Here is a 25,239-nt window from a genome sequence, read left to right as displayed (position 1 = left end):
TGCGGACGAAGCAGAGGACGGAGCGGAACAAGGTGTTCGGCCTGTTCCTCGCCGGCCTGGTGGACAGACTGTTGGGCATCGCACCGTGTACGCGTCGATGCATCCGGAAATGCGGGACATCTACGGCAACGGCACCTCCCTGGACAGCCTCGAGCGGACCACCGACCAGATCAATCTGATTCCCGACCAGTGACTCGACCTTCGAAGGGCATGCCTTCCATGACGTTCTCTCTCGGCATCGTCGGCGCCGGCCAGTTCTCCGGCCAGTTCGCCACGCTGTTCCAGGCCCATCCCGGCGTCGGCGACGTGTACGTCACCGATCTGCTGCCCGAGCGGGCCGAGCAGCTCGCCGCCGCGCAGGGGCTCGCCGGCACCTTCCCGTCGTACGAGGCGATGCTGGAGTCGAAGGAGGTCGACGCGGTCGCGATCTTCACCCAGCGCTGGACGCACGGCCCCCTGGTGCTCCAGGGTCTGCACGCGGGCAAGCACGTGTACTCCGCGGTCCCGATGGCGATCACCACGGAGGAGATAGCGGCGATCATCGACGCGGTCCGGGCCACCGGTCTGACGTACATGATGGGTGAGACCAGCCAGTACAACCCCGCGACCGTGCACGCCCGCAACCAGATCGCCGAGGGCGCCTTCGGGCGGCTCTTCTACGCCGAGGGCGACTACGTCCACGACATGGACCTCGGGTTCTACGAGGCGTACCAGTACAGCGGCGGCGAGAAGTGGAAGGAGACCGCCAGCTATCCCCCGCTGCTCTACCCCACGCACTCGGTGGGCGGGGTGCTCGGCGCCTGGCAGACGCACGCGGTGAGCGTGTCGGCGATCGGCGTGGTCGACGAGCGCGGGGACGGGGTGTTCGACAAGGAGGTCAGCCGGTTCGGCAACGACTTCTCCAACGCGACCGCGCTGTTCGAGGTGGCGGGCGGCGGGTCGTTCCGTACGAACGAGTTCCGGCGGGTCGGCTACCCGTCCCACATCCGGGAGTCCCGTTTCCGGTTCTTCGGGACCGAGGCGAGCATGGAGCAGTTGGCCACGGTCGCGCTGTGGCAGGACAAGAAGGGGGTTAAGGACATCAGCGAACTCCTCGAGCCCAAGCCCACCATGTCCCCCGACGACCCGTCGCTCCAGCACATCGCGCCGGAACTGCGGGCGGCGTTCACCTCGGGGTCGGCGCCGGTGCACGACCGGGAGCGGCTGCCGAGGGCCTTCGACCAGCTGCACAACGGGCACGAGGGCAGCCACCACTTCCTGGTGGACGACTTCGTGACCGCCGTGAACACCCGCACGCTGCCCTCGGTCAACGCCTGGGTGGCGGCCCGCTACACCCTGCCGGGCATCATCGCGCACGACTCGGCGCGACAGGGTGGAGCGCGGCTGGAGATCCCGGACTTCGGAGACGCGCCTCAGTAGGGGCTGGGGGCCGGGTGCCCGCTCGCTCAGGTGCCCGGCTTGCGGCCGTACACGAAGACGTCGTCGCCCTTCTTCAGCAGCGACCAGTACTTCTTGGCGTCCTTCGGGGTCATGTTGGTGCAGCCGTGGGAGCCGGGCGGGTTCCACATGGAGAGGTTCACCGAGTGGAAGGCCTGGCCGCCGTCGAAGAACTGCGAGTAGGGCATCGGCACGTTGTAGATCGAGGAGACGTGATTCTTGTCACGCCAGTAGATCTTCTTCAGGCCGGTGCGGGTCTCGTAGCCGTCGCGGCCGGTGCGGACCGGGACGGGGCCGTACACCAGCCGGTCACCGTCCTGGATCCAGCTCAGCTGGAGGGTGAGGTTGACGCAGGCGATGCGGCCCTTGTTGGTCGGGCACTTGCCGTCCCGGTTGGGGTTGCTCCCGACGGCCTTCTGCTTCGTCATGAGGTCCATCACGCCCCAGGTGACGGATCCCGCGTAACCGATGTTCGGGCTGATGCCGTGCTTGGTCTGAAAGGCCTTGATGGCCTTGCAGTCGGCGGTGGACTGCTTGCCGTCGACCGGGCGGCCGAGGAACTTCTCCACCTGCTTCTGGTACGGGCCCGCCTGCGTGGTGCAGCTCGCCGCCTGCGCGGGCGCGGCGCCCAGCGCGATCGTCAGCGGCGCGACGAGCCCGGTGATCCCGAGCGCGACGGCACCTCGTCTGCGTATGTCCCCCATGGCCTTTCCCCTGTCCCCTCGAATACGTGTGTGCGATCTCTACCAGGTAGACGGCCCGGCGCACCAGTCCGTTGTACCGACGCCCGCCCTGCGACGGAACGGTGACAATGTCCGGACCCGGTCAGGCACCACGGCCGGGGTGGACCGCCGTGTGGAAGCCGGTGTTGACGGCGGTGAGGCCGCCGTCGACGACGAGGGTGGTCCCGGTGATCCAGGCCGCGTCGCGGGAGGCCAGGAAGGCTACGGCGGCGGCAACGTCCTCGGCTTCGCCGACCCGACCCAGCGGATACAGCCGTCGCAGCTCACTGAGCTCGTCCTCACGCCCGTCCCAGGCGGAAGTACGCACCGTACCCGGAGCGACCAGGTTGACGCGAACCCCGCGGGGGCCCGCGTGCCCGGCGAGCGTGCGGGTCAGGGAGGCGAGGCCGGCCTTCGCCGCGCTGTAGGCGTGGTTGCCGAAGTCCTGGAGGCCGTTGACGGAACCGATGGTGACGATGGCGCCGCGGCCGGAGGCGACGAGGTGCGGGAGCGCAGCGCGTGAGCAGCGATAGGGGCCGCCCAGGGTGATGTCCAGGTCCCGGCCCCACTCGTCGTCGGAGTCGTCCTCGAAGAGCGGGGTTTCGGGGGTGCAGCGGGCGGCGCAGTTGACGAGGACGTCGAGCGAGCCGAACACCTCGACGGCGTGGGCGACGACCGCCTCTACGGCCGCCCGGTCGGCGACGTCGCACGCCAGGGCGCGGGCGTCCAGTCCCTGTCCGCGCAGCCTCGCGGCCGTCCTCTCCACGACCGTCGCGTCGCGGTCGGTGAGCAGGACCCGCGCGCCCTCCTCGGCCAGCCGTCGGGCCGTCGCCGCGCCGATGCCGCGGGCCGCACCCGTGACGAGAACTCCGTGTCCCTCGAAGCGTTTGGTATGCGTCATGCGGCCGAAGGTAGTCCCCGGCTGATCAAGTCGGCCGATAGCGTGCGGTCATGTCGGCGTTCATACAGCAACTGCCCGCGCTCATCGGTGTGGTGGTCGGTGCTCTCGGTTCGTATCTGGCCGTTGTGCGCAGCGATCGGGCGCGGTTCCGGCGGGAGCAGGCGGCTCGGTGGGAGGAGCGGCGGCTGGGGGTGTACTCGGACTACGCGCGCACGCTGAAGAAGACGATCACGTTGGTGTGCCGGGTGGCGGCCCACCTCGGCAACGACCCGCACCCGCATCCGCTCTCCCCGGAGGAGGCCGCACCGCTGCTGGCGGAGTCGACGCTCGCCCGCGACCCGGACGGGGAGGCCCTGCTTCTGCTGGGGAGTCCCGAGGTGGTGGAGAAGGCGCGGGTCTGGGTCACGGTGGTGCTGGAGATGGAGCAGTTCCTGCGCGACAGGACCCGCGATCCCGAGGCGTGGCGGGTCCTGCTGGAGCGGCACCGCAACGGCCGGGACGGCTACTACGCGGCCGTACGCGACGATCTGGCGCTGCCACCAGGCCTTGCGGTCCGGTGGCAGGTGCCGCCCGTGCGGTCCTCCTGACCTCCCCGGCTCCGCTCCCGCCCCCGCCCCCGCCGATGCCACCGCACGTCTCGGCCCCCCCCGGCGTCAGCGGTAGCCGGCCACGTCCGCCGGCTTGCCCGCGTCCTGCACCTCGACCAGGTAGCGCCAGGCGTCCGGGCGGCTGCCGTCCAGGTCGGTGAAGCCGTAGGTCCGGGCGAGGGAGCCGGCGTCGAGGGACAGGCCGTTCCAGCGGGACACCTCCGGGTCGGCGGCCAGCTCGGCCACGGCACGGCCCGCATAGCGCGGGGTCTCCGAGATGGCGAAGTGGGGCACCTGGTCGAGGGCGTCACGCCAGTTCTCCTCCCGCACCCCGAACGTGTCGAGCATGATCTCCGAGCGCATCCAGCCGGGCGTGAGCGCGACGGCGGTGGCGCCGCGCGGGCCGAGTTCGTGGCCGAGGGCGAAGGCCATGCGCAGCACGGATGTCTTGGCCAGGTCGTAGAAGAAGGACACGCGGTAGTTCTCGCGGTTGTAGGCGTCGGTCCCGTCGGTCATCTCGACGACCAGGCCACCGGGCCGGCGCAGCAGCAGGGGCAGGGCGTGGTGGCTGGTGATCGCGTGGGTCTCGACGGCGAGCCTGAGCAGCCGCAGGCCCTTGTCGAGGTCGTGCTCCCACACCGGGGCGTCCCACGCGAAGAGGTGTTCGCCGCCCCAGATGTCGTTGACGAGGACGTCGAGGCGGCCCTGCTCGTCGGCGACGCGGTCGACGAGGGTGCGGACCTGCGCCGGGTCCAGGTGGTCGGTGGGGACCGCAATGCCGTGGCCGCCGGCCGCGGTGACCAGGTCGGCGGTGTCCTCGAGGGTCTCGGGGCGGTCGTACTCGGAACGGCCGGCGCGGGTGCTGCGTCCGGTGACGTAGACGGTGGCGCCCGCCGCCCCGAGTTCGACGGCGATCCCGCGCCCCGCTCCCCGTGTCGCCCCGGCGACCAGCGCGATCTTGTCCCTCAGCGGCTGTGGCATGTCCGACCTCCCGTTGTGCGCGATGTGGAGTCGAGCATCGCCGGGAAACCGGACAGCCTCTGTCGTGATTTACGGAAGGGTCACCCGGACGCGCGGAGCCTCTCGTCCAGGGTGTCCAGATCCGGCAGGAACCAGATGTGGCGGCCCTGGTTCGTCTCGTGCACGAAGTCGCGCAGGGCCGTGCTGGCGTCGGTGTGGCGGGTGACATCGCCGACGACGGCGAGACGGACCTGGTAGGTCACGAACTTCTGCATGACCGCGCCGGCGACGCCCGACCGCAGCCGGAAGAACTCCTCGCCGACCCGTGCCACGGGTACGGCGACCACCTCGGCGTCACGGCCCATCGCGTCGCCGATCAGGTCGAGAGCGGCCCGCTCGCCGTCCAGAGGCGGTCCGTCCGGGGCGCAGTGCAGGACGTTCACGCCGTTCAGGGGCACGACGCCGTCAGTGGCCACGGGCGATCCACTCCTGGAGGTGCGGGGCCTCGGCGCCGATCGTCGTCGGGTCTCCGTGGCCGGTGAGGACCTTCGTCTCGGGCGGCAGGGCGAGCAGCCGGTCGCGGATCGAGTCGATGATCGTAGGGAAGTGGGAGAAGGAGCGGCCGGTGGCGCCCGGGCCGCCCTGGAAGAGGGTGTCGCCGGTGAAGACGGTGCCGAGGCCGGGGTCGTAGAGGCAGACCGCGCCCGGCGCGTGCCCCGGAGTGTGCAGCACCTGGAGGTCGGCGCCCGCGGCCTCGATGACCTGGCCGTCGCGCAGATGTGCGTCGGGGTCGCGGTCGGGGTGGGTCTGCTTCCACAGGGGCAGGTCGTCGGGGTGCAGCCAGATCGTGGCGCCGGTGCGCTCGGCGAGGGCGGGCGCGGCGTCGATGTGGTCGTTGTGGGCGTGGGTGCAGACGATCGCGGTCAGCCTGCGGTCCCCGACCGCCTCGAGGATGGCGTCGGCGTCGTGGGCGGCGTCGATGACGATCACCTCGTGGTCGTCGCCGACGATCCAGACGTTGTTGTCGACGTCCCAGGTGCCGCCGTCGAGGCTGAACTGCCCTGAGGTGACGAGGCGTTCGATGCGGGCGGCCATCAGAGCACCACCACCGAACGCAGGACGTCGCCGTGGTGCATGCGCTCGAACGCCTTCTCCACCTCGTCGAGTTGGATGGTCTCGGTCACGAACGCCTCCAGGTCCAGGCGGCCTTGCAGGTGCAGGTCGATCAGCATCGGGAAGTCACGGGAGGGCAGGCAGTCGCCGTACCAGGACGACTTGAGCGAGCCGCCGCGCCCGAAGACGTCGAGAAGCGGCAGCTCCAGCTTCATCTCCGGGGTGGGTACGCCGACGAGGACGACGGTGCCGGCGAGGTCGCGGGCGTAGAAGGCCTGCTGGTACGTCTCGGGGCGGCCGACCGCCTCGATGACGACGTCGGCGCCGAAGCCGCCGGTGAGTTCGCGGATCGCCTCGACGGGGTCGTTCTCGCGGGAGTTGACGGTGTGGGTGGCGCCCATGGTGCGGGCCTTCTCCAGCTTGCGGTCGTCGATGTCCACGGCGATGATCCGGGCCGCGCCCGCGAGGTTGGACCCGGCGATCGCCGCGTCGCCGACGCCGCCGCAGCCGATGACGGCGACGGTGTCGCCGCGGCCGACGTTGCCGGTGTTGATCGCGGCGCCGATGCCGGCCATCACCCCGCAGCCCAGGAGCCCGGCGACCGCGGCGGAGGCCGACGGGTCGACCTTGGTGCACTGTCCGGCGGCGACCAGGGTCTTCTCGGCGAAGGCGCCGATACCCAGGGCGGGCGAGAGCTCGGTGCCGTCGGTGAGGGTCATCTTCTGCCGCGCGTTGTGCGTGTTGAAGCAGTACCAGGGCCGTCCCCGCAGACAGGCCCGGCAGTTGCCGCACACGGCACGCCAGTTGAGGATCACGAAGTCGCCGGGCGCGACATCGGTCACCCCCTCGCCGACCGACTCGACGACCCCGGCCGCCTCATGGCCGAGCAGGAAGGGGAAGTCGTCGTTGATCCCGCCCTGCTTGTAGTGCAGGTCGGTGTGACAGACCCCGCAGGCCTGCACCTGTACGACGGCCTCCCCGGGGCCCGGATCCGGCACCACGATCGTCTCCACCCGCACCGGCTCGTCCTTGCCGGGTGCGATCACTCCGCGTACCTCCTGCGCCATGGCCTGACCCCTTCCGTCGCCCGGTGTACGTCCCTCCGACCCTACGCGCGAATGATCGGTAACGGCACCGATTCCCGCAGGCCGGGGCGTTGGGGGCAAGCGGGTGACCTGATCGGGCGCCGGTCGGGTCAGGGGTGGTCGAGCTTGGCGGCCACCGCGTCGAGCACCCACTCCAGGCCCGTCGTGAAGGAGGTCTCGGCGTCCACGTGCGTGCCGTCGTACACGGCCTTGCTCAGGGCCGGGAAGCGACCCGTGGCCAGCATCTTCGTCAGATGGGGGCCGGAGGCGCGCTGCCATTCCCGCTTGCTCAGACCCGTGGCGCGCTCGGCCCGCAGGTTCGCGATCTCGCGCCTGATCGCGCCGGTGAAGTAGGAACCGACCGTCTCCACCGCGCGCATGACGGTGTCGATGTCGGCGAGTCCGTCCAGGGCGGCCAGGGTGGACTCGGTCACGGCGAGACCGTTCGGGCCCGGGCTCGGGCGGCCGCCGAGCAGGTCGGCCAGCCACTCGTGCCGGAGCGCGGCCCGCCTGGTGCGGTGGGCGAGACCGCTCAGCGCCTCGCGCCAGTCGCCGGGCCGCTCCTCGGGGAGGATCTCGGCCTGGACCTCGTCCATCATGAGGTCGAACAGCTCCTCCTTCGTGGCGATGAAGCCGTACAGCCGCATCGGTCCGGCGTTCAGCCGGGCGGCGACCTTGCGCAGCGACACCGCCTCCAGGCCGCCCTCGTCGGCGAGCGCGACGGCGGCGGCGACGATCCGCTCCCGGTCGAGCGGCACGGGGCGCGGCGGCGGCTCCGGTCGGTCCCACACAGTCATGGCGACATCGTACTGTTGCGATACGGCGTAGCGCCTCAATACAGTGTATCGACATGAGACATCGCATCGCCGTGGTCGGGAGCGGTCCCGGCGGCCTCACCTTCGCCCGTGTCCTGCACCGCCACGGCCACTCCGTCGCTCTCTTCGAACGCAACCCCTCCCCCGACGCCCGTCCCCCGGGCGGCACACTGGACCTGCACGAAGGGATGGGCCAACTCGCGCTGGACAAGGCGGGGTTGCTGGCAGAGTTCCGGAAGCTGTCCCGCCCCGAGGGACAGGCCATGCGCATCCTGGACACCGACGGCACCGTCCTGCGCGACTGGCGGCCCGCCCCGGACGAGCAGGCCAATCCCGAGATCGACCGCAAGCACCTGCGCGACCTGCTGCACGGCCCGCTGGAAATCCAGTGGGGGCGGGGTGTGACGAAGGTGCTGCCGGGGACGCGGGACGGCGTGCGGATCGAGTTCGCGGACGGGCCGCCGGAGACGTACGACCTCGTGGTCGGCGCGGACGGCGCCTGGTCGCGGGTCCGCCCGGCCGTCTCGTCGGCGACGCCGCACTACACCGGCGTCACCACGGTCGAGACCTCCCTCGACGACGTCGACCGCCGCCACCCCGGCCTCGCCCGGCTGATCGGCGACGGTTCGGTGGCGGTGTACGGCGTGAACCGCAGCCTCACCGCGCAGCGCAACAGCGGCGGCCATGTGAAGGTGTACGCCAAGTTCCGTGCGCCGCAGGACTGGCACGCGCACCTGGACCCCGCCGACGTCGAGGCCCTGCGCGCGAGCCTGCTGGCGCTGTTCGACGGCTGGGCCGACCCGGTGCTCGACCTGCTCCGCCACGGCACCGCCTTCGTGCACCGTCCCCTCCACGTCCTGCCGGTGGGCCACACCTGGCCCCATGTGCGCGGGGTGACTCTGCTCGGCGACGCAGCCCATCTGATGCCTCCCCTGGGCGCGGGCGCCAACCTCGCGATGCTGGAGGGCGCGGAACTGGCCGAGGCCGTCGCCGCCGATCCCGAGGATCTGGACGACGCTGTCCGCGCCTTCGAGGAACGGATGTGGGCACGGGCGGCGAGGTGGGCGGAGATCACCACGGCCGGCCTGGAACGCCTCGTGAGCCCGGACCCGGCCGCTGCCCTCGCCCTCTTCGAGGAGGTCCAGCCGTCCTGACCACCGATCCGCGGCGACCCGGCGGGACGTCCTGAGCGCCGATCCGAGGCGACCCGGCCGAACGGCCTGACCGTCGAGTCACGCCGCCAGGCGGGAGTTGCCCTCGCGCCCGCACCCTCGCGGCAGGCCGCGGACAAGGACCGAAGACCGCCGACGTAGCCTGAAGTTCTCCACCGCCGACCCCGAAGGAGCGCCGTGGGCACCACCGAGACCACGCCCGGCCCGCCCACCTGGCGACTGCTCCTCGACTACGTACGGCCGCACCGCTGGACCCTGCTGGCGGGTGCCGCGCTCTCGCTCCTGACGGGCGTCACCGGCCTCCTGCTGCCCCTGGTTGCACGGAAGTTGATCGAGGACCTCTCCCACGACCGCACGATCACCTGGGCGTTGATCGCCATGTCAGGGCTGGTGATCGCCAACGCGGCGATCGGCGGGCTGGGTTCGTACGTGCTGCGGCGCACCGCGGAGTCGGTGGTCCTCGGCGCGCGGCGCGCCCTGTCGTCGTATCTGCTGCGGCTGCGCATCACCGCCGTGGACCGCACCGAACCCGGCGACCTCATGGCCAGGATCACCTCGGACACCACACTGCTGCGCGAGGTCACCACCGACTCCCTCGTGGGCCTGGGCACCGGCGGGCTCACGCTGGTGGCGACCGTGGTGATGATGGCCCTGGTCGATCCGGTGCTGCTGGGGGTCACGCTGGCGGTGATCCTGGCCGCGGGCACGGTCCTCGGGGTGATCGTGCCGCGCATCAACCGGGCGAGCCGACAGGCTCAGGACGCGGTCGGCGTGATGGGTGCCTCGCTGGAGCGGATCCTCGGCGCGCTGCGCACGGTGAAGGCGTCCGGTGCCGAGCACCGCGAGGAGCGGACCCTGCACGCGGCCGCCGAGGAGTCCTGGCGGCAGAGCGTGCGGGCCGCCAAGTGGTCGGCGGCCGCGGGCAACACGGCGGGACTCGCGATGCAGATCGCGTTCATCACCGTGCTCGCGGCGGGCGGCGCCCGGGTAGCCACCGGGGCGATCGGCGTCGGCACCCTGGTGGCCTTCCTGCTGTACGTCTTCTATCTGATGTCCCCGATCCAGCAGGTCGTCGGGGCGATCACGCAGTACCAGACGGGCGCCGCCGCACTCGCCCGGATCCAGGAGGCGCTGCGGCTGCCCGCCGAACCGGCCGCGCCCGCGGCGCCGTTGCCCGCCGCCGGGGCGGAACCCGCCGCCGTCGCCTTCACGGACGTCCGGTTCCGCTACGCCGACGATCTGCCCTACGTCCACCACGGCGTCTCCTTCGAGGTGCCGGCCCGGGGGCTGACGGCCTTCGTCGGGCCGTCCGGAGCCGGGAAGACGACGGTGTTCTCGCTGATCGAGCGGTTCTACGATCCCGAGTCCGGGGTCGTGACGCTGGACGGGCGGGATCTCGCGGAGTGGGAACTGCCGCACCTGCGCTCCGCGATCGGGTACGTGGAGCAGGACGCGCCCGTGCTGTCGGGGTCACTGCGCGAGAACCTGCTGCTGGGCAATCCCGACGCGGCCGAGGACGCGGTGACCCGCGTCCTGAAGACGACCCGGCTGGACGGGCTGGTGGCGCGGCTGCCCGCCGGGCTGGAGACGCTGGTCGGCCATCGCGGGACCAAGCTCTCGGGCGGTGAACGGCAACGGGTGGCGATCGCACGGGCGCTGCTGCGGCGGCCTCGGCTGCTGTTGCTGGACGAGGCCACCTCCCAGCTGGACGCGGTGAACGAGGCGGCCCTTCGGGACACGGTGGCGGACGTGGCGCGTACGACCACGGTGCTGGTCGTCGCGCACCGGTTGTCGACGGTGACGACGGCCGACCGGATCGTCGTGATGGACGCGGGGCGGGTACGGGCCGTGGGGACGCACCGGGAACTGGTCGCCGGGGACCCGCTGTACGCGGAACTGGCGGCCACGCAGTTCCTGGCCACGGCAGAATGAGGCAGATGTCCGCACCAGGACGCCAGGGGACATCCGAGGTCGGGACGTCCCAGGACGCGTCGAGGGCCGCCCGGTGATCCGGGCGGCCCTCGATGGTCGTGCGGGAGCGGTCAGGTCTCGATCGCGGGGACCAGTCCGGTGACGGGCGCGGCGAGGTCGGTGACCTGGTGCAGTTCGTTCAGCCGGTAGAGGTCGTTGGCCCTGTTGAGCTGCTCGGAGACCTTCGGCAACTGGGCCCTGTGCTCTGCCGGGATCTCGCTCACCGCGAGCGAGTCGAGCGTGGCCATCGGGCTGAGCGGGCTCGCGTCCTGGGCGGCCGCGCCGGCCGCGTTCGCGAGGGGAGCGGCGAGACCGGTGACGCCGACGGCGAGACCGACGGCGGCGACGATACGTCGAGTTGAGATCATGTTGTCAGCAACGCCCGGCGAGCGCTCCCGGACACGGCCGCCCGGCACCGCTCACCCGTCAGGCGGAGCGCCCGTACTGCGCTTGCCGTGGCCGCCGGGGCGGAGGAGTCTCGTAGGAAGAGGCCCTGCGCGGCCCGTGCCTCCTCGGGCCGCGGCCCTCGAAGGAGGTCACCATGGGCACTGCCGCAAACACCGGTTTCACCAGCGAGACCCTGCGCCGTGGCGTCGAAGGGAACTCCGCGGCCGATCTTCTGTCGCTCTACGCGGACGACGCCGAGATCCGCATCGTCGACCGCAACACGCAACCCAGCCACCCCATGGTGGTGCACGGCAAGGAGCGGATCGGCGCGATGCTCGACGACGTCTACAGCCGCGACATGACACACAAACTGGAAGGGTGTGTCATGGAGGGCGATCACGTCGCGTTCAGCGAGTCCTGTCTGTACTCCGACGGCGTGCGCGTTCTGTCGGAGTCGATGCTGACCCTCAAGGACGGCAAGATCACCGAACAGACCATGATCCAGGCCTGGGACGAGTAACAAGAAGGGCGCCGAGGGTCCAGATCACGCCCTGCCCGACCTGGACCTTCTCGGTGCGGGCGGCGCCTGGGCGCTCGGTTCCGCCTCGGCGGCCACGACGAGTTTCCGCAGCAGGTCCGCGAGTGTCCGCCGCTCTGCGGGGGTCAGCGCCGCGAGCAGCGCGAGCTCGCTCTCCTCCTCCGTGGCGACCTGCTGTTCGAACGCGGCGTGTCCGGCCTCGGTGAGCCGGACCCGCACCCGTCGCCGGTCGGGGTCCTCGTGGGTCCGGGCGATCAGCCCCGCGTCCTCCAGCGGCGCCAGACGGGCCGACAGGGCGCCCCGCGTGAGCCCGAGGTGGTCGGCGAGCTGTGAAGGGCTCCCGGTGTACGGCGGTCCGAGCCGGCGCAGGGTCAGCAGCACCTTGTACTGCCAGTTCCGCAGACCGTCGGAGTCGAGACCGGTCCGCCGGGCCTGTGCGGCGTGCCGGGCCAGGACGGCCAGCCGGGCGAAGATCGCCTCCTTGACCGGGTCCATCCAGTCCAGCTCCTTGCCCCACACCTCGACGTGCCGGTCGACCGAGTCCCGCATTACCCGCCCCCTGCAATGGTTTTCTTGTGGATGGTTTTTTGTCTGACTACCTTCCCCTGCCATGACGTACACCGCGAGCACTACCGTGGAACTCGATCAACTCCTCGCCGCCGCACACGACTTGGCCCTGGCGGGCCGATGGGAGCGGGCGCTGGGCCTGCTGGACACGACGGACTGCGCCGAACCTGCCGACCGCGCCCGGCTCGCCCTGGCCGCCGCCGAAGTCGCCCTCCTGAGCGACTGGTTCGCGGGCACGGATCTCACGGCCGCCCGCGCGGACCGGGCCGAGAAGGAGGCGCCGGGCGCCGGCTGGGACCTGGGCTTCATCCGGCTGCGCCACGACTACCGCTGCCAGTTGGTGCGTGAAGGGGTGTTCCGCCCCGGCCCCGAGGGCAAGGATCCCGAGGCGCTGGCCGGGATCCGCCGCAGCGCGCACGCGCTCCGGGACAGCGCCCCCGACGAGGTGCGGCGGGGCTGGGCGTCGATGTACCTCGGGCTGGTCGTCGAGAACCTCTTCGCCGAGCGCGCCGCCGCGCCCGCGCACTACGAGGACGCCCTGCGCGCGGGCGATGCGGGCAGCGAGGGCGGGGAGGGCGGCGACGACCTCCTGACCCGTGAGGCCCTGCGCCACCTCGGCGACCACGCGCACGACGCCGGCGACCACGAGCGCGCCGTGGAGTGCTGGGAGCGGGCCACCGGCCTCGGGGCGCGGGCGGGCCTGGTCCCCGGCGTCCTCGCCCAGCAGTTGCTGCTGGCGGTCCTGGCCCGGGACGCCGGCGACGAGGCCGGGGCGCGGGCACTGGCCCGGGAGGTCGCCCGCTGGGCCGGGGCGATCGGGGCGGACCGGCTGCACGCCCAGACGACGGGATTCCTGGACGGGGCGGATCCGACGGCGGCTCCTGAAACGGAGACCCGGGGCGGATCCGACGGCGGCTCCTGAAACGGAGACCGCTGCCTGACCGGTGTTCCAAAGCCTCGGTTAGGCTGGTGGCGGGCCGTGACTGGCGCTGAGGTGGAGCACCACCGGGGAGCGGTCCATGACTCCGAAGCCGTGCGCCTGGGCGATTCCCACGATCGACCCGGGAGTGGATCATGTCTCAGGCCCGCATCATGGACGGCACCGCGCTCGCCCGCCGCATCGTCGAGGAGACCGCCGAGCGCGCGGCGGACCTCACCGCTCGCACCGGCCGCGCACCCTGCCTCGCGACGGTACTCGTCGGCGAGGACCCGGCCTCCGTCACCTACGTCCGGATGAAGCGGAACCGCTGCCGCACGGCCGGTATCGAGTCACGGCACGTGGCACTGCCGACGGCCACCACCACCGAGGAACTGGTCGGCACCCTGCGGGAGTTGTCGGCCGACCCGACCGTGCACGGCATCCTGCTCCAGCATCCGATGGGCGCGCACATCGACGAGCGGGCGGCGTTCGAGGCGATCGCGCCGGAGAAGGACGTCGACGGGGTCACCTTCGCCTCCTTCGCGTCGATGAGCTTCGGCCTGCCGGGGTTCGTGTCCTGCACACCCGGCGGGATCATGCGGCTGCTCGACGCGTACGACGTCGACCCGGCCGGGAAGCGGGCGGTGGTCGTGGGCCGCAGCGCCATCCTCGGCAAGCCGGCCGGGATGCTGCTGCTCGCCCGGGACGCCACGGTGACCTACTGCCACTCCCGCACCACCGACCTGTCGGCGGCCGTGCGGGAGGCTGACATCGTGGTCGCCGCGGTGGGCCGGCCCCGGCTGATCCGGGGCCAGGACATCAAGCCGGGCGCGGTGGTCGTCGACGCGGGATACAACGAGGGGAACGTCGGTGACGTCGACTTCGACTCCGCGGTGGAACGGGCCTCGCTGATCACGCCGGTGCCGGGCGGTGTCGGCCCGATGACCATCGCCACGCTGCTGGAGCAGACGGTGACGGCTGCCGAGACCGCCGCCCAGCAGGGCCCGGCCCAGCACGTGAGGGTGACGCGAGGCCCGCGACCGGCCTGAACTGAGCGGTGCGCACGGGTCGTTCGCCCCGGAAGCCGGGGCCCGGCGCCATACTGTCCGGCGTGCGGGTAGCGATCATGAGAGCGGGTTCCCGGGGCGATGTCGCCCCGTTCACCGGTCTGGGGCACGGTCTGGCGCGGGCCGGCACGAGGTCACCCTGGTCACCCACGGCCGCTCCGAGCCGCTCGCGGCCCGGGCCGGCCTCGGGTTCCACGCCCTGCCCGTCGATCCCCGGGCGGAGCTGGAGTCCTCGCGCGGGCGGGCTCTGCACCGCAGCACGACCGGCGTGGGCAAGCTGGTGCGGGTGGTCGCGATGGCGCGGACCCTGGCCGTGGAGATGAGCGACGACTTCAGCAGGTCGCCCCCCGTCGCCGCCAGGCCCGCCCAGTCGCGCTGGATCACCCGCGCAGCCCGGCCAGGCGCAGCGCCCGCACGATCGCGGCGCTGACCCGCGCCGGATCGACCAGGCGCCGCACTCGGCGCTGTTCGCGCACATGGCGGCGGTGGTCCACCACGCGGGCGCGGGCACCACGGCGGCGGGACTGCGGGCGGGAGTGCCGGCGGTCATCGGGAGCGGGCCCGGGCACTGGGGGCGTACATCCGCGACGAGGACGGCGTGACACCGGTACTCGACGCGGTGAACAAGCTGGAGCGGAGCCCGCCGCAGCTCACGCGCGGGCGCAGGCCAGCTCACGCGCGGGCGGAATCCCAGCTCACGCGCGAGAGGGATTCCCAGCCACGCCCGAGCGGAATCCCCGCTCACACCCGGGCGGCATCAGAGCTCACACCCGGCCGGATTCCCACCCCGGCGGCTGGAGGATCCCCACCAGCTGGCGCACCAGCTCCTCCACCACCTCGTCCAGCGTCGCGTCCACCCATCCCGCGTTCCAGTCGTGGAGCAGGCCGTTCACGCTGCCGATGAAGGCCGTCGCCGCGAGCCGGAAGTCCCGGGGCGTGGCCTCCCCCCGGGAGACCGCCCGCTCCGCCTCGGCACACACGAGCTCGACCCAGTGCGCCCGACGGGCCAGGCGCTGCTCCTCCATCCGCGCGCTGACCCCGATGATCTCCACGAACGTGATCCGCACCCGCCGCGGGTCGGAGGTGACGTTGGCCGCGTACGCCCGGAAGATCGCGGCCACCCGCTCGGTCAGCGGCAGCTGGTCCGCGTCGGCCACCGCGGCCAGCACGGCCGCCGTCGCCCAGTCGTTGACCTCGAGGTGGAGGGCGGCGAGGACGTCCTCGAGGGTGCGGAACTCCTCGTAGAACTGGCGGGTGGACAGGCCCGCGGCCTCGCTGAGGGCGGCGACGGTCGTGGCGCGGTAGCCCGGGGCGTCCCCGAAGAGCTGGAGTGCCGCGTCCAGGAAACGGCGGCGTCGCTCGGCCTGCCGCTCCGCGGCGGTCTTGCCGCCGTAGCGACCGGTCGGGGCCCTGAGCCTGCCCGTCACCGCACCTCCTGTTCGAGCCGGAAGGTCCGGCCACCCGTAGGAGTGCAATTTTGTCGTGCACGCAGTCTTGTGGAGAAGGGCGCCCCTTCCTTACTTTGCAGTAAGTTCACTCTGAATGCGCACATCTTCAGATTTACCTCTGGCATGCCCACGCCATGAGCCTGTTCGAGCCGCCCGAATGCGCCGCCCCGTCTGAGCCGCCCCGTAGGGAGACCCGCCTTGCCCGCTATCCGCCCCAGGCACCTGTGTGCCCTGGCCGCAGCCGTCGTCCTGTCCGTCACCGCCCCCGTGACCGCCGCCTCCGCGGCGGACGGCACCGCCCTGCGCGAGGTGCTGTTCGTGGGCAACAACTGGGACGGCACCGCCGACGTCATCAAGTCCTCCGGCGATCTGGCGAAGATCGGCCGGATCAACGTCGTCCCGGACAAGGACGCCCGGATGGCGGAGATCAACGCCGACCCCATCAAGTGGATCTACTTCATGGCGATCCGCAACAGCGTCGGCGAGGGTCACGACCAGTTCGTCGACGACATGTACTCCACCCCGGACGGCAAGTCGGTGGTCGTCTCGCGGCCCAGCTTCGCGGACGTCGTGTCCATCGACCTGGCCACCGGGAAGATCAACTGGCGCTTCAAGGTCTCGGGGTACCGGGCGGACCACATGGCGGTCTCCCCCGACGGCACCCGGGTCGCGGTGTCCGCCTCGACCGCGAACACCGTGCACGTGCTGAACATCAACACCGGCCAGCAGCTGGGCTCCTTCGCCACCGGCGACAAGCCGCACGAGAACATCTTCTCCAAGGACGGCAAGTACATCTGGAACATGGCGATCGGTGACGTCAACACCGACTCCGACGCCCCCTGGCTGGACTGGACGAAGGGCGACCGGCACATCACGGTGGTGGACGCGACCACGTACAAGCAGGTCAGGACCATCGACATGCGGGACAAGCTGGACGCGATCGGCCTCAAGGACTACTCGGACGCGGTCCGGCCCGCCGTGTTCTCGCCCGATGAGTCCAAGCTGTACTTCCAGGTCTCGTTCTTCAACGGCTTCTTCGAGTACGACGTGGCCACCGACAGGATCACCCGTACCAAGACCCTGCCGAAGAACCCGGCGACCAGCGACGACCGCACCACCATGGTCAACGACTCGCGCCACCACGGGATCTCGATGAGCCCGGACGGCAGCAAGCTGTGTGTCGCGGGCACGATGGACGACTACGCGACCGTCGTGAACCGCGCCACGCTCCAGGAGGGCCCGCTGGTCTCCGCCTCGAAGCCTTACTGGGCGACCGTCAGCGGTGACGGCAAGAGCTGTGTGATCTCCGAGAGCGGCGCCGACCAGGTCACCGCGATCGACTTCGCGACCGGCCAGAAGACCGCGTCGGTGGCGGTGGGCGACCACCCGCAGCGGGTGCGGCTGGGACACGTGGCCGCGAACTGGACGAGCCCCGCTTCGTGACGTCACGCCGAACCGCGGCCGGTACCGCCTCTGCGCAGAGGCGGTGCCGGCCGCGGCTGTCGTCGACGGGTCAGCCGATCTTCGACGCCGCCCAGGACGCCAGCTCGGACTTGGCGGCGTTGAGCAGGGACGCGGACGGCGAGGTCGCCCCGTTGGTCACCAGCGCGTAGTGCAGGACGCCGGAGTCCGCGTCGCTGAGCAGCAGGCGGCGGCTGCCCGTGCCGCCCGGTTCGAGCGCCGCGCCGACCGGGGTGGACGAGCTGTACGCCGGAGGGCCGTAGACGGTGCCCAGGTCGGAGACGACCGTGGTCGTCGCGGTCGGGAAGGAGGCGGGGAGATGGAGTTCCGTGGGGGTGGACCCGCTGCCGGACCGCCACACCAGCAGCGCGTACTGGCCGGAGCCGACCAGCGAGGCCACGTTCGGCAGACTGCTCGGCACCGGGTTCCAGGTCAGGGTCGTGGAGCCGTCGCGTGAGCGGTCCTCGTAGGTGAAGGCGACCGTGGAGCCGGAGGTGGCGCTCGGGTAGACCCGGTCGAGCAGCCGGGCGTCCTGGCGGAGCACGGCCGCACCGGAGTCGTCGAGCCGGACGGCCGAGAGGTCCTCGTCGTTCCAGGCGTCACCCGAGGTCATGACCTTGCCGGGGTTGTCGTTCATCAGCTCGTGGTGGCGGCCGTTGTAGATGTCCCACTGCCATTGCGACCCGGACAGCACCGGGCCCGAAGTCGCGGGCGAGGACCACCAGTTGGCGCCCTTCACCCGGGAGTCCAGGGCCTGGTACATGGCCTTGAGGACAGTCGGCGCCTTGCCCGCGGTGGAGCCGTTCAGCGGGTGGCCGAACTCGCTGACCATGGACGTGGTCCCGAGGGCCGAGGCGCGGTCCCGGACGGTGCCGAAGTCGCCCACGTACTGGCCGTCGGAGGCGTTGCCCCACATCAGGATGCCGGAGATGGCCTTCTGGTCGTAGAAGTGGGTGTTGAAGACATAGCGGGAGCCGAGCGTGCCCGCGTCGAGGAGGCCGCCCTCCTCCTTGCTGACGTTGCCGTTCCAGAACAGGTTCGGCTCGACCATCGCGGGCTTGTCCGTCCAGCCGGCCGCGTCCATCCGGGCCCGGAACTTCACGTAGAAGGGCCACAGCAGGTCGCGTTCCCAAGTGCGGCTGTTCTGGCCGGAGTCGTAGCTGCCGGCGTAGGGCTCGTTGTACGGGTCGAAGCCGACCACCCCCGCGAACTCCTCGGTGGAGAGGCTGGTCTTGAGGTACGCCATGGTCTTCTGGGCGGTGGCCAGGAAGGAGTCCTGGAGGCCGTACCTGTTGTGCCAGAAGTCGTACTGGCCCGCCTTCACTGCGCCGTTCTGGGTGATGTTCTGCCCCCAGGTGAAGCAGATGCCGCAGGACTCGGCGGAGTAGTTGCCGAGCGCCACCGCCCACGCGGGGGCGCCGTCGCCGGTGTACCAGCTGCCGGAGTTGAACAGCCAGCGCGAGTACAGGTCCTGGTGGAAGTCGGGGTAGACCCGGATGCCCGCGTCGAGGAAGGCGCGCATCTGCTCGGTGGCGGCCGTCAGGTACGCGGTGTCGACCTGGCCCTTCACCGGTTCCGCGTAGGCCCAGGACAGCAGGAAGCGCACGGAGTTGCCGCCGCCGAGGGCTCTGAGGGCGGTCGCCGACTTCTTGGCGTCGGCCACCGAGGCGAAGGGCAGGCCCTTGTTCTCGGCGAGCTTGGTCTCACCGGAGACGTTGTAGCCGCGCAGGACGACCTCGCGGCCGCTGCCGTCGACGAACCGGCCGTTGGCCACGGTGAGGGCGGTGCCGTCGAAGGCGAGGGAGTCGGCGATGGGGGCGGCGGTGGCGGACGGAGTGCCCGCGACCGTCAGGAATCCGCAGAGGACAACCAGAACAACGAGCAGACGCGCACGCATATTCGGCATGTCCATAACAGTCCGACTCATCCGGCACACCGTCAACACTTATGACTGATGAGTAAGTTTCAGCTTTTTCGGGTAGGGGTCGCCCGATACGGGACCGGCCCCTGCGTGACCGCCGCATAGTGCCCGAAGGCGCTCTCCATCTCGCCCTCGCCACGGGTGAGTCCGGGCAGCCGCTGCTCCAGCTCGTGCAGCCGGGCCGCGGGGACCACGCCCTCCACCCGGCAGGTCTCCCCACGGACCACGGTGTTCTCCGGTACCGCCCGCAGCGCGGCCAGTACCGGCAGCAGGGCGCCCAGGGTGTCGGCCGGAGCCTGGATGCGGAACCGGTGCAGGGGTTCGTGGACCCGGGTGCCCGCCCTGCGCAACGCCTCGGCGAGGACCACCGGGGTGACGCCCCGGAAGTCGGCGCCGGTACTGGACATGGCCTTGTTGAAGCCCTGGTGCGCGTGACTCTGCCGGGGTGAGTAACCGGAGTGGGTCATGGTGACCGCGCAGTCCGGGACAGGCCAGCCGTAGAGGCCCTCCCCGAGCGTCTCGCGCACGGTGTCCTCGACGGCCCGGAAGAAGGCGTACGGCATGGCGCCCAGCTCCACCTCCAGCCGGAACTCCACCCCGGAGCCGACCGGGGCGGGTTCGACGCGCAGTCCGACGGTGGCGAGGAACGGGTTGCCGCCCTGCTTGTTGAACCGGACCGCCGAGCCGGTGCCGACCAGCCGCTCCACGCACAGCGGGGTGGTCTCGCGGAAGGTGACGTCGAGCCCGAACTCCTCGGCGAGGGTGGCCTGGAGGACCTCCTTCTGCACCTCGCCGTAGAGCGAGACGGAGGTTTCCTGGCGGCTCTCGTCGTGCCGCAGGCCGATCAACGGGTCCTGCTCGGCGAGGTGGGTGAGGGCGAGGTGGAGGGACCTGGTGTCGGTGCCCGGGCCCGGCACGACGACCGTTTCGAGCGTGGGCGGGGCGAAGAACTGACCGTGCGTCTTCCGGGGTTCGCCGAGGGTGTCGCCGATGCGCACGCCGGACAGACCCCACAGCCGGGCGATCCGGCCCGCGGGGACCGTGTCCCGGCGGGTCTCGGAACCGCCGTCGAAGACACTGATCGCGGTGACGAGGCCCTCCGCGCGGGCCTCGCCGAACGGGACGCGGTCGCGCGTGCGGAGCGTCCCCGAGAACATCCGCGTGTAGGCGATCTTCTCCCCCGCCGGTCCCCGCTCGACCTTGAACACCGTGCCGGAGACCGGCCCTTCGGGATCCGCGTCGGCGGCGGGCAGCAACTCCTGGATGCCGGTGACCAGTTCGGGCACGCCCGCGCCGGTGGCCGCGGATCCGAAGTACACCGGGTGCACCAGGGACCGCCGGGTCTGCTCGACGAGAGCCCGGTGCAGCAGTCCTTCGTCGACCCGCTCCTCGACGTAGGCGGACAGCAGGTCGTCGTCGTGGTCCGCGAGGACGTCGTAGGGGCCGATCCCGGGGTTGAAGCGGGCCTGGCGCGTGCCGAGTCCGGCGACGGTTCCCATCGGCACGATCGCCGGGGTGAGCCGCTCGGCGAGGGAGCTCAGGAGGCCGTCGTACCGGGCACCCCGTCGGTCGATCTTGTTGACGAAGACGAGGGTCGGGATGCGCAGCCGCTGGAGGGTCCGCAGCAGGACCCGGGTCTGCGCCTGGACGCCCTCGACGGCCGAGACGACCAGGACCACCCCGTCGAGCACGCCGAGGACGCGCTCCACCTCGGCGATGAAGTCCGGGTGACCGGGGGTGTCGATGAGGTTGACGGTGACGTCGTCGACGGTGAAGGAGACGACGGCGGACTTGATGGTGATGCCGCGCCGGCGCTCCAGCGCGAGGGTGTCGGTCCGCGTACTGCCGGCATCGACGCTGCCGATCTCGTCGATGACTCCGACCGAGTGCAGCAGCCGCTCGGTCAGGCTGGTCTTACCGGCGTCGACGTGGGCGAGGATCCCGAGGTTGAGCAGGTGCACGAGGCGTCATGTCCTTGGAGAGAGGGGTCGTTCCTTCCTGGGGGGACATGGACGCAGTGCGCATTGCGGCTCCTGGATCGTGCGACGTCGAGTACGACGAGTACAGGGAGAGTCCAGCAGGTGCACGCCGGCGACGGCAACGGATTAACGCCCGACGCGTCGCCGAGCGGGGGTACCCGGGGTCGGTGGGCCGCCGTGGCAGTGTGGGGCGGTGGTGGTGAAAGGAGCCGACGATGCGTGACATCCTCCCGGTCCTGGCCGGCTGGTACCGGGCCGGCGTGCCGTTCGGGCTGGCCACCGTCGTCTCGACCAGTCGCAGCGCGCCGCGTGACCCCGGCGCGGCCATGGCCGTGGGCCCGGACGACGAGGTCGTCGGCAGTGTGTCCGGCGGCTGCGTCGAGGGGGCCGTCTTCGACCTGGCCCAGGAGGTCGTGGCGAGCGGCGAGGCCCGCCTGACGACCTTCGGCTACAGCGACGAGGACGCGTTCGCGGTGGGGCTGACCTGCGGTGGGGAGATCACCGTGCTGGTACGGCCCGTGACGGCCGCCCTCGATCCCGTGTTCGGCGAGCTCGCGCAGGCCGTCACGGAGGACCGCCCGGTGACCTTGGCGACCGTGACCGAGGGCCCCGCACCGCTCGGCGCCACCCTCGCGGTGTGGCCGGACCGGGTCGCGGGGACCCTGGGCGCAAGCGGCCTGGACGCGGCGGTCACCGCCGACGCGCGCGGCGAACTGGCCCAGGGCGCGACGGGGACGAGGCGCTACGGCCCGCACGGCGAGCGGCGCGAGGACGCGGTCGGCGTCTTCCTGCACTCCTTCGCCCCGCCGCCGCGCATGCTGGTCTTCGGCGCGATCGACTACGCGGCCTCCGTCGCCCGGATCGGCGCCTTCCTCGGCTACCGGGTCACCGTGTGCGACGCCCGCCCGGTCTTCGCCACCCCGAAGCGCTTCCCGGAGGGCGTCGAGGTCGTCGTGGACTGGCCGCACCGCTATCTGCGCGGCACCGACACCGACGAGCGCACGGTGATCTGCGTCCTGACCCACGACCCGAAGTTCGACGTACCGCTGCTGGAGGAGGCGCTGCGCCGGCCGGCGGCGTACATCGGGGCGATGGGCAGCCGCCGAACGCACGACGACCGGATGAAACGGCTCACCGAGTCGGGACTGACCGAGGCCGAGCTGGCCCGGCTGCGCTCGCCGGTCGGCCTGGACCTCGGGGCCCGCACCCCGGAGGAGGTCGCGGTGTCCGTGGCCGCCGAGATCGTCGCGCTGCGCTGGGGCGGCAGCGGGGTCCCGCTGACGGCGACGGCGGGGGCGATCCACCCGCCCGGGAAGCCAGACGTGTGAGGCCCGTCCGGGGCCCGCACCGAACCAGCCGAGCGGTCCGAAGCCCGCACCCGGGCCCGCAGGCTCAGCGCGCGGCCGGGCGGGGCGGCAGGCGGTGCAGGCGTACGTCCGTGAGGCGGGCGTCGGTCACGGTCGCGGTCATGTAGGTGCAGTGCGGCTGACGGCGGCGGTCGGTGGGCGAGCCGGGGTTGAGAAGTCGCAGTCCGCCCGGGGCCGTGGTGTCCCACGGGATGTGACTGTGGCCGAAGACCAGGACGTCGGTGCCGGGATAGCGCGCGGCGCAGCGGGCCTCGCGGCCCTGGGCGGCGCCGGTCTCGTGGACGACGGCGAAGCGCAGGCCGCCGAGTTCGGCGTACGCCACCTCGGGCAGCCGCGCGCGCAGCTCCGGCCCGTCGTTGTTGCCGTACACGGCGACGAGGCGGGCGCTGCGGCTCTCCAGCAGGTCGAGGGTGGCCGTGTCGACCCAGTCCCCGGCGTGGAACACGACGTCGGCGCGCGGGAGTTCGTCGAGCAGCGGGCCGGGGAGCTGCTTGGCACGCCTGGGGAGGTGGGTGTCGGACATCAGCAGCAGGCGCACGGGGTCAGCCTAGAGGGCTCGGCCCGCAGGAAGGCCGCGCCCGTGCCGGCCTCGAAGTTGATGTCGATATCGAGGAACCGACGACGCCCTCGGGTCATCTTCATCCACGCGGTACGACGATCGCGGCGTCGCCCGATGCCGACGTCGGCCGTCGGCGTCGCCGCCGCGGGTCCGCCGCACGCCTCACCGTCGCCGAAGGCACCGACGGCCAAGACCGCCTGCTGCCCCGGCACTTGCCCGGCGGCGTTAACATCGGCGCACAACGCGTCGATCCGTGACGCAAGCCACAAGCCACTCAAGGAGTCCGGACACCGATGCCGGTCAAGGTCAGCGTCGTCATCCCCGTCTACAACCCGGGGGCCTACATCGAGGACTGCATCGCCTCGCTGCGCAGGCAGTCCCTGCCCCCGGACGAGTTCGAGGCGATCTTCGTCGACGACGGTTCGACCGACGACACGCCGGCCCGGCTGGACGCGGTGGCCGCCGAGGTCGAGAACATCAAGGTCATCCACCAGGAGGCCTCGGGCTGGTCCGGCAAGCCCCGCAACGTCGGGATCGCCGCCTCCGAGGGCGAGTTCGTCATGTTCGTCGACAACGACGACTACCTCGGCGACGAGGCCCTGGAGCGGATGTACGACTACGCGGTCGCCAACGGCGCCGACGTGGTCGTGGGCAAGATGGCCGGCAAGGGCCGGGGCGTGCCGGTGGAGCTGTTCCGCCGCAACCACCCCCGCGCCACCGTCGACAACGCCCCGCTGATCGACAGCCTGACCCCGCACAAGATGTTCCGGCGGGCCTTCCTCGACCGGATCGGTCTGCGCTTCCCCGAGGGCAGGCGCCGGCTGGAGGACCACGTCTTCGTCACGGAGGCGTATCTGCGCGCGGACAACGTCTCCGTGCTCAGCGACTACGTCTGCTACTACCACCTCAAGCGCGACGACGCCTCCAACGCGGGCTTCCAGCGCTTCGACCCGGTGGGCTACTTCGCGAACCTGCGCGAGGCGCTCGACGTCGTCGAGAAGTACACCGAGCCGGGGAAGACCCGCGACCGGCTGTTCCGTCGCTGGCTGCGCAACGAGATGGTCGAGCGGATGCGCGGCAAGCGGCTGCTCTCCGCTCCCGAGGACTACCGCCAGGAGCTCTTCAACGAGATCCGCTCCGTCGTCGTCGAACGCTTCGGGCCGGGTGTCGCGGCCGGTCTCCAGCCCACCCAGCAGGTCGTCGCGGCGCTGATCGCCGACGGCCGGCTCGACGACCTGGTGGCGTTCGCCGAGTGGGAGGTCTCCGTCACGCCCACGGCGGTGCCCGACGGCGTCGAGTGGGACGGCGGGGTGCTGCGGATCGGGCTCTCCGCCGAACTCGCGTCGGACGGCGCGCCGATGACGTTCCCCGCCCAGGGCAGCAAGGAGCCGCTCGCGGGGCCGCCGGCCTCCGTGCGGGAGGCGGTGGACTGGGTGGGTGCCCACAGCGTCGCCGGCTTCGGCCGCGCCACCGTCGAAGTGCTGCTGACCGAACGCACCAGCTCCGCGCAGTTCTTCCAGCCGGTGGAGTTCACCCGGGAGACCGTCCCGGCGGACGGGGACGACCGGGTGCGGCTCGTGCTGCGGGGCACCACGACCGTGGACCCGGCCACCGCCGCCGACGGCGGTCCGCTGGACGCCGGGCTGTACGACGTGTTCGTGCGCGTCAAGCTCGGCGGCTGGACCAAGCAGAGCCGGCTGGGTCCGGTCGCGCTCAAGGGCCGTACCGCGGCGGACGCCGGGGTCGCCGGCGGCCGGGTGGTGCTGCCGTACTGGACCGCGAAGCAGGGCACGCTCGCCCTGGACGTCGACACCGCGGGCAAGCGCCTGGAGCTCGGCCGTCTGACGCCCGGCGAGGTCACCGTCTCCGGCGACCGGGTCGAGGTGCCGGTGCCGTTCCACGTGCCCGGTGACACGCCGGTCCTGCTGAAGCTCACGGCGGGCTCCGGCACCTCGCCCAGGCAGGTGCCCGGCACTCTGCGCCCCAAGGGCTCCGCCGCCCTCCTGGAGGCCGTGCTGCCGCTCGGCGACCTCGGGGGGACGCCCTGGCAGGTGGCGCTGAGCCCGGCGCCCGACGCCCCGGAGCCGCGCTTCCACCCCCTGCCGTTCGCCCTGCGGGTGAAGGACGGCCGGGTCCAGGTCACGGCCGTACGTCCGCCCCGGCCCGGTGTCGGACAGCGACTGGTCCGCAGGGCCAGGCCGCTCGCCCGGAAGGTGCTCGCCCGGATCAGGGCCCGGCGCAAGTAGCGCCAAGGGCACACCAC

At 71.7% G+C, this 25,239-nt stretch carries 24 protein-coding genes, 1 pseudogene and 1 riboswitch; of the genes and pseudogenes, 11 read left to right on the top strand and 14 right to left on the bottom strand.

Features of this window, described 5'->3' with window-relative positions; all coding sequences use genetic code 11:
• Positions 1-219 precede the first annotated feature (219 nt).
• Entirely contained in the window at positions 220-1,419 is a 1,200-nt protein-coding gene (locus IF54_RS0127090) for a Gfo/Idh/MocA family protein (protein ID WP_030323238.1), read from the top strand.
• A 26-nt stretch (positions 1,420-1,445) separates the two neighbouring features.
• Here the strand turns inward: IF54_RS0127090 and IF54_RS0127085 are convergent, their stop codons facing one another.
• Positions 1,446-2,141, bottom strand: coding sequence for a L,D-transpeptidase family protein (locus IF54_RS0127085; protein ID WP_030323236.1), 696 nt, complete (start codon positions 2,139-2,141; stop codon positions 1,446-1,448).
• Between the two features lie 121 nt (positions 2,142-2,262).
• A complete protein-coding gene (locus IF54_RS0127080) occupies positions 2,263-3,060 on the bottom strand; it encodes an SDR family NAD(P)-dependent oxidoreductase (protein WP_030323233.1) in 798 nt (265 codons plus the stop codon).
• A gap of 50 nt (positions 3,061-3,110) precedes the next feature.
• Between IF54_RS0127080 and IF54_RS0127075 the strand changes: the two genes are divergently transcribed.
• Positions 3,111-3,647, top strand: coding sequence for a hypothetical protein (locus tag IF54_RS0127075; RefSeq protein WP_030323231.1), 537 nt, complete (start codon positions 3,111-3,113; stop codon positions 3,645-3,647).
• Between the two features lie 66 nt (positions 3,648-3,713).
• Here IF54_RS0127075 and IF54_RS0127070 read toward each other — a convergent pair whose 3' ends face one another.
• The 5 genes from IF54_RS0127070 to IF54_RS0127050 all read right to left on the bottom strand — a co-directional run bounded on the left by IF54_RS0127070 (position 3,714) and on the right by IF54_RS0127050 (position 7,602).
• Positions 3,714-4,628 carry an SDR family oxidoreductase gene (locus IF54_RS0127070; RefSeq protein ID WP_030323228.1) on the bottom strand — a complete coding sequence of 305 codons (915 nt, stop codon included), beginning with the start codon at positions 4,626-4,628 and terminating at the stop codon, positions 3,714-3,716.
• An 80-nt stretch (positions 4,629-4,708) separates the two neighbouring features.
• Positions 4,709-5,083 carry a DUF4180 domain-containing protein gene (locus IF54_RS0127065; RefSeq protein ID WP_030323227.1) on the bottom strand — a complete coding sequence of 125 codons (375 nt, stop codon included), beginning with the start codon at positions 5,081-5,083 and terminating at the stop codon, positions 4,709-4,711.
• Positions 5,073-5,702: an MBL fold metallo-hydrolase gene (locus tag IF54_RS0127060; protein WP_030323225.1), complete on the bottom strand. Its 630-nt coding sequence runs from the start codon at positions 5,700-5,702 to the stop codon at positions 5,073-5,075. The genes IF54_RS0127065 and IF54_RS0127060 overlap by 11 nt, the downstream gene beginning before the upstream one ends.
• Entirely contained in the window at positions 5,702-6,787 is a 1,086-nt protein-coding gene (locus IF54_RS0127055) for an S-(hydroxymethyl)mycothiol dehydrogenase (RefSeq protein WP_030323223.1), read from the bottom strand. The genes IF54_RS0127060 and IF54_RS0127055 overlap by 1 nt, the downstream gene beginning before the upstream one ends.
• A gap of 128 nt (positions 6,788-6,915) precedes the next feature.
• Positions 6,916-7,602 carry a TetR/AcrR family transcriptional regulator gene (locus tag IF54_RS0127050; protein ID WP_037820600.1) on the bottom strand — a complete coding sequence of 229 codons (687 nt, stop codon included), beginning with the start codon at positions 7,600-7,602 and terminating at the stop codon, positions 6,916-6,918.
• Positions 7,603-7,655: 53 nt separating this feature from the next.
• Between IF54_RS0127050 and IF54_RS0127045 the strand changes: the two genes are divergently transcribed.
• The gene (locus IF54_RS0127045; RefSeq protein ID WP_030323217.1) at positions 7,656-8,774 is read left to right on the top strand and encodes an FAD-dependent oxidoreductase; all 1,119 of its coding nucleotides are present in this window, start codon (positions 7,656-7,658) and stop codon (positions 8,772-8,774) included.
• Between the two features lie 195 nt (positions 8,775-8,969).
• On the top strand, positions 8,970-10,724 hold the full coding sequence (locus IF54_RS0127040) for an ABC transporter ATP-binding protein (protein WP_030323212.1): 1,755 nt from the start codon (positions 8,970-8,972) through the stop codon (positions 10,722-10,724).
• A gap of 110 nt (positions 10,725-10,834) precedes the next feature.
• On the opposite strand, the gene IF54_RS0127035 is transcribed toward IF54_RS0127040, so the two are convergent.
• Positions 10,835-11,131: a hypothetical protein gene (locus IF54_RS0127035; protein WP_020134755.1), complete on the bottom strand. Its 297-nt coding sequence runs from the start codon at positions 11,129-11,131 to the stop codon at positions 10,835-10,837.
• A 173-nt stretch (positions 11,132-11,304) separates the two neighbouring features.
• On the opposite strand from IF54_RS0127035, the gene IF54_RS0127030 reads away from it, so the two are divergent.
• Positions 11,305-11,670, top strand: a complete 366-nt coding sequence (locus IF54_RS0127030; protein ID WP_030323208.1) for a nuclear transport factor 2 family protein — start codon at positions 11,305-11,307, stop codon at positions 11,668-11,670.
• A gap of 24 nt (positions 11,671-11,694) precedes the next feature.
• Here the strand turns inward: IF54_RS0127030 and IF54_RS0127025 are convergent, their stop codons facing one another.
• Positions 11,695-12,237, bottom strand: coding sequence for a MarR family winged helix-turn-helix transcriptional regulator (locus IF54_RS0127025; protein WP_051735549.1), 543 nt, complete (start codon positions 12,235-12,237; stop codon positions 11,695-11,697).
• A 61-nt stretch (positions 12,238-12,298) separates the two neighbouring features.
• On the opposite strand from IF54_RS0127025, the gene IF54_RS0127020 reads away from it, so the two are divergent.
• The 3 genes and pseudogenes from IF54_RS0127020 to IF54_RS43560 all read left to right on the top strand — a co-directional run.
• Positions 12,299-13,177 carry a hypothetical protein gene (locus tag IF54_RS0127020; protein ID WP_030323203.1) on the top strand — a complete coding sequence of 293 codons (879 nt, stop codon included), beginning with the start codon at positions 12,299-12,301 and terminating at the stop codon, positions 13,175-13,177.
• Positions 13,178-13,224: 47 nt separating this feature from the next.
• A riboswitch (ZMP/ZTP riboswitch) is annotated at positions 13,225-13,307 on the top strand.
• Positions 13,308-13,329: 22 nt separating this feature from the next.
• A complete protein-coding gene (locus IF54_RS0127015) occupies positions 13,330-14,223 on the top strand; it encodes a bifunctional 5,10-methylenetetrahydrofolate dehydrogenase/5,10-methenyltetrahydrofolate cyclohydrolase (RefSeq protein ID WP_051735548.1) in 894 nt (297 codons plus the stop codon).
• A 77-nt stretch (positions 14,224-14,300) separates the two neighbouring features.
• Positions 14,301-14,572 (top strand): annotated as a pseudogene (locus IF54_RS43560) (glycosyltransferase); the annotation flags it as partial.
• Positions 14,573-15,005: 433 nt separating this feature from the next.
• Here the strand turns inward: IF54_RS43560 and IF54_RS0127000 are convergent.
• The gene (locus IF54_RS0127000) at positions 15,006-15,668 is read right to left on the bottom strand and encodes a TetR/AcrR family transcriptional regulator (protein WP_030323198.1); all 663 of its coding nucleotides are present in this window, start codon (positions 15,666-15,668) and stop codon (positions 15,006-15,008) included.
• Between the two features lie 219 nt (positions 15,669-15,887).
• Between IF54_RS0127000 and IF54_RS0126995 the strand changes: the two genes are divergently transcribed.
• Positions 15,888-17,132, top strand: a complete 1,245-nt coding sequence (locus tag IF54_RS0126995) for a YncE family protein (RefSeq protein WP_030323197.1) — start codon at positions 15,888-15,890, stop codon at positions 17,130-17,132.
• Between the two features lie 70 nt (positions 17,133-17,202).
• Here the strand turns inward: IF54_RS0126995 and IF54_RS0126990 are convergent, their stop codons facing one another.
• Positions 17,203-19,062 (bottom strand): cellulase family glycosylhydrolase, encoded by a 1,860-nt coding sequence (locus IF54_RS0126990; protein WP_030323196.1) that lies wholly within the window; start codon positions 19,060-19,062, stop codon positions 17,203-17,205.
• 53 nt (positions 19,063-19,115) lie between these two features.
• On the bottom strand, positions 19,116-21,032 hold the full coding sequence (locus IF54_RS0126985) for an elongation factor G (RefSeq protein WP_030323194.1): 1,917 nt from the start codon (positions 21,030-21,032) through the stop codon (positions 19,116-19,118).
• A 233-nt stretch (positions 21,033-21,265) separates the two neighbouring features.
• Between IF54_RS0126985 and IF54_RS0126980 the strand changes: the two genes are divergently transcribed.
• The gene (locus tag IF54_RS0126980; RefSeq protein WP_030323192.1) at positions 21,266-22,378 is read left to right on the top strand and encodes an XdhC family protein; all 1,113 of its coding nucleotides are present in this window, start codon (positions 21,266-21,268) and stop codon (positions 22,376-22,378) included.
• Positions 22,379-22,442: 64 nt separating this feature from the next.
• Here the strand turns inward: IF54_RS0126980 and IF54_RS0126975 are convergent, their stop codons facing one another.
• Together IF54_RS0126975 and IF54_RS0126970 are read right to left on the bottom strand one after the other, a co-directional pair.
• Entirely contained in the window at positions 22,443-22,955 is a 513-nt protein-coding gene (locus IF54_RS0126975; protein ID WP_030323191.1) for a metallophosphoesterase family protein, read from the bottom strand.
• On the bottom strand, positions 22,940-23,167 hold the full coding sequence (locus IF54_RS0126970) for a hypothetical protein (protein WP_159002210.1): 228 nt from the start codon (positions 23,165-23,167) through the stop codon (positions 22,940-22,942). Before IF54_RS0126970 ends, IF54_RS0126975 begins: the two co-directional genes overlap by 16 nt.
• 102 nt (positions 23,168-23,269) lie before the next feature.
• Here IF54_RS0126970 and IF54_RS0126965 point away from each other — a divergent pair, with 102 nt between their 5' ends.
• Complete coding sequence (locus IF54_RS0126965) at positions 23,270-25,222, top strand: glycosyltransferase family 2 protein (protein ID WP_030323189.1); 1,953 nt, start codon at positions 23,270-23,272, stop codon at positions 25,220-25,222.
• The last annotated feature ends 17 nt before the right edge of the window (positions 25,223-25,239 follow it).

Source organism: Streptomyces sp. NRRL B-3229, from assembly GCF_000719505.1.
Classification (GTDB): Bacteria; Actinomycetota; Actinomycetes; order Streptomycetales; family Streptomycetaceae; genus Streptomyces; species Streptomyces griseorubiginosus.
The sequence above is the reverse complement of the archived record's forward strand: the minus strand, read 5'-3'. Positions and strand labels throughout refer to the sequence as shown.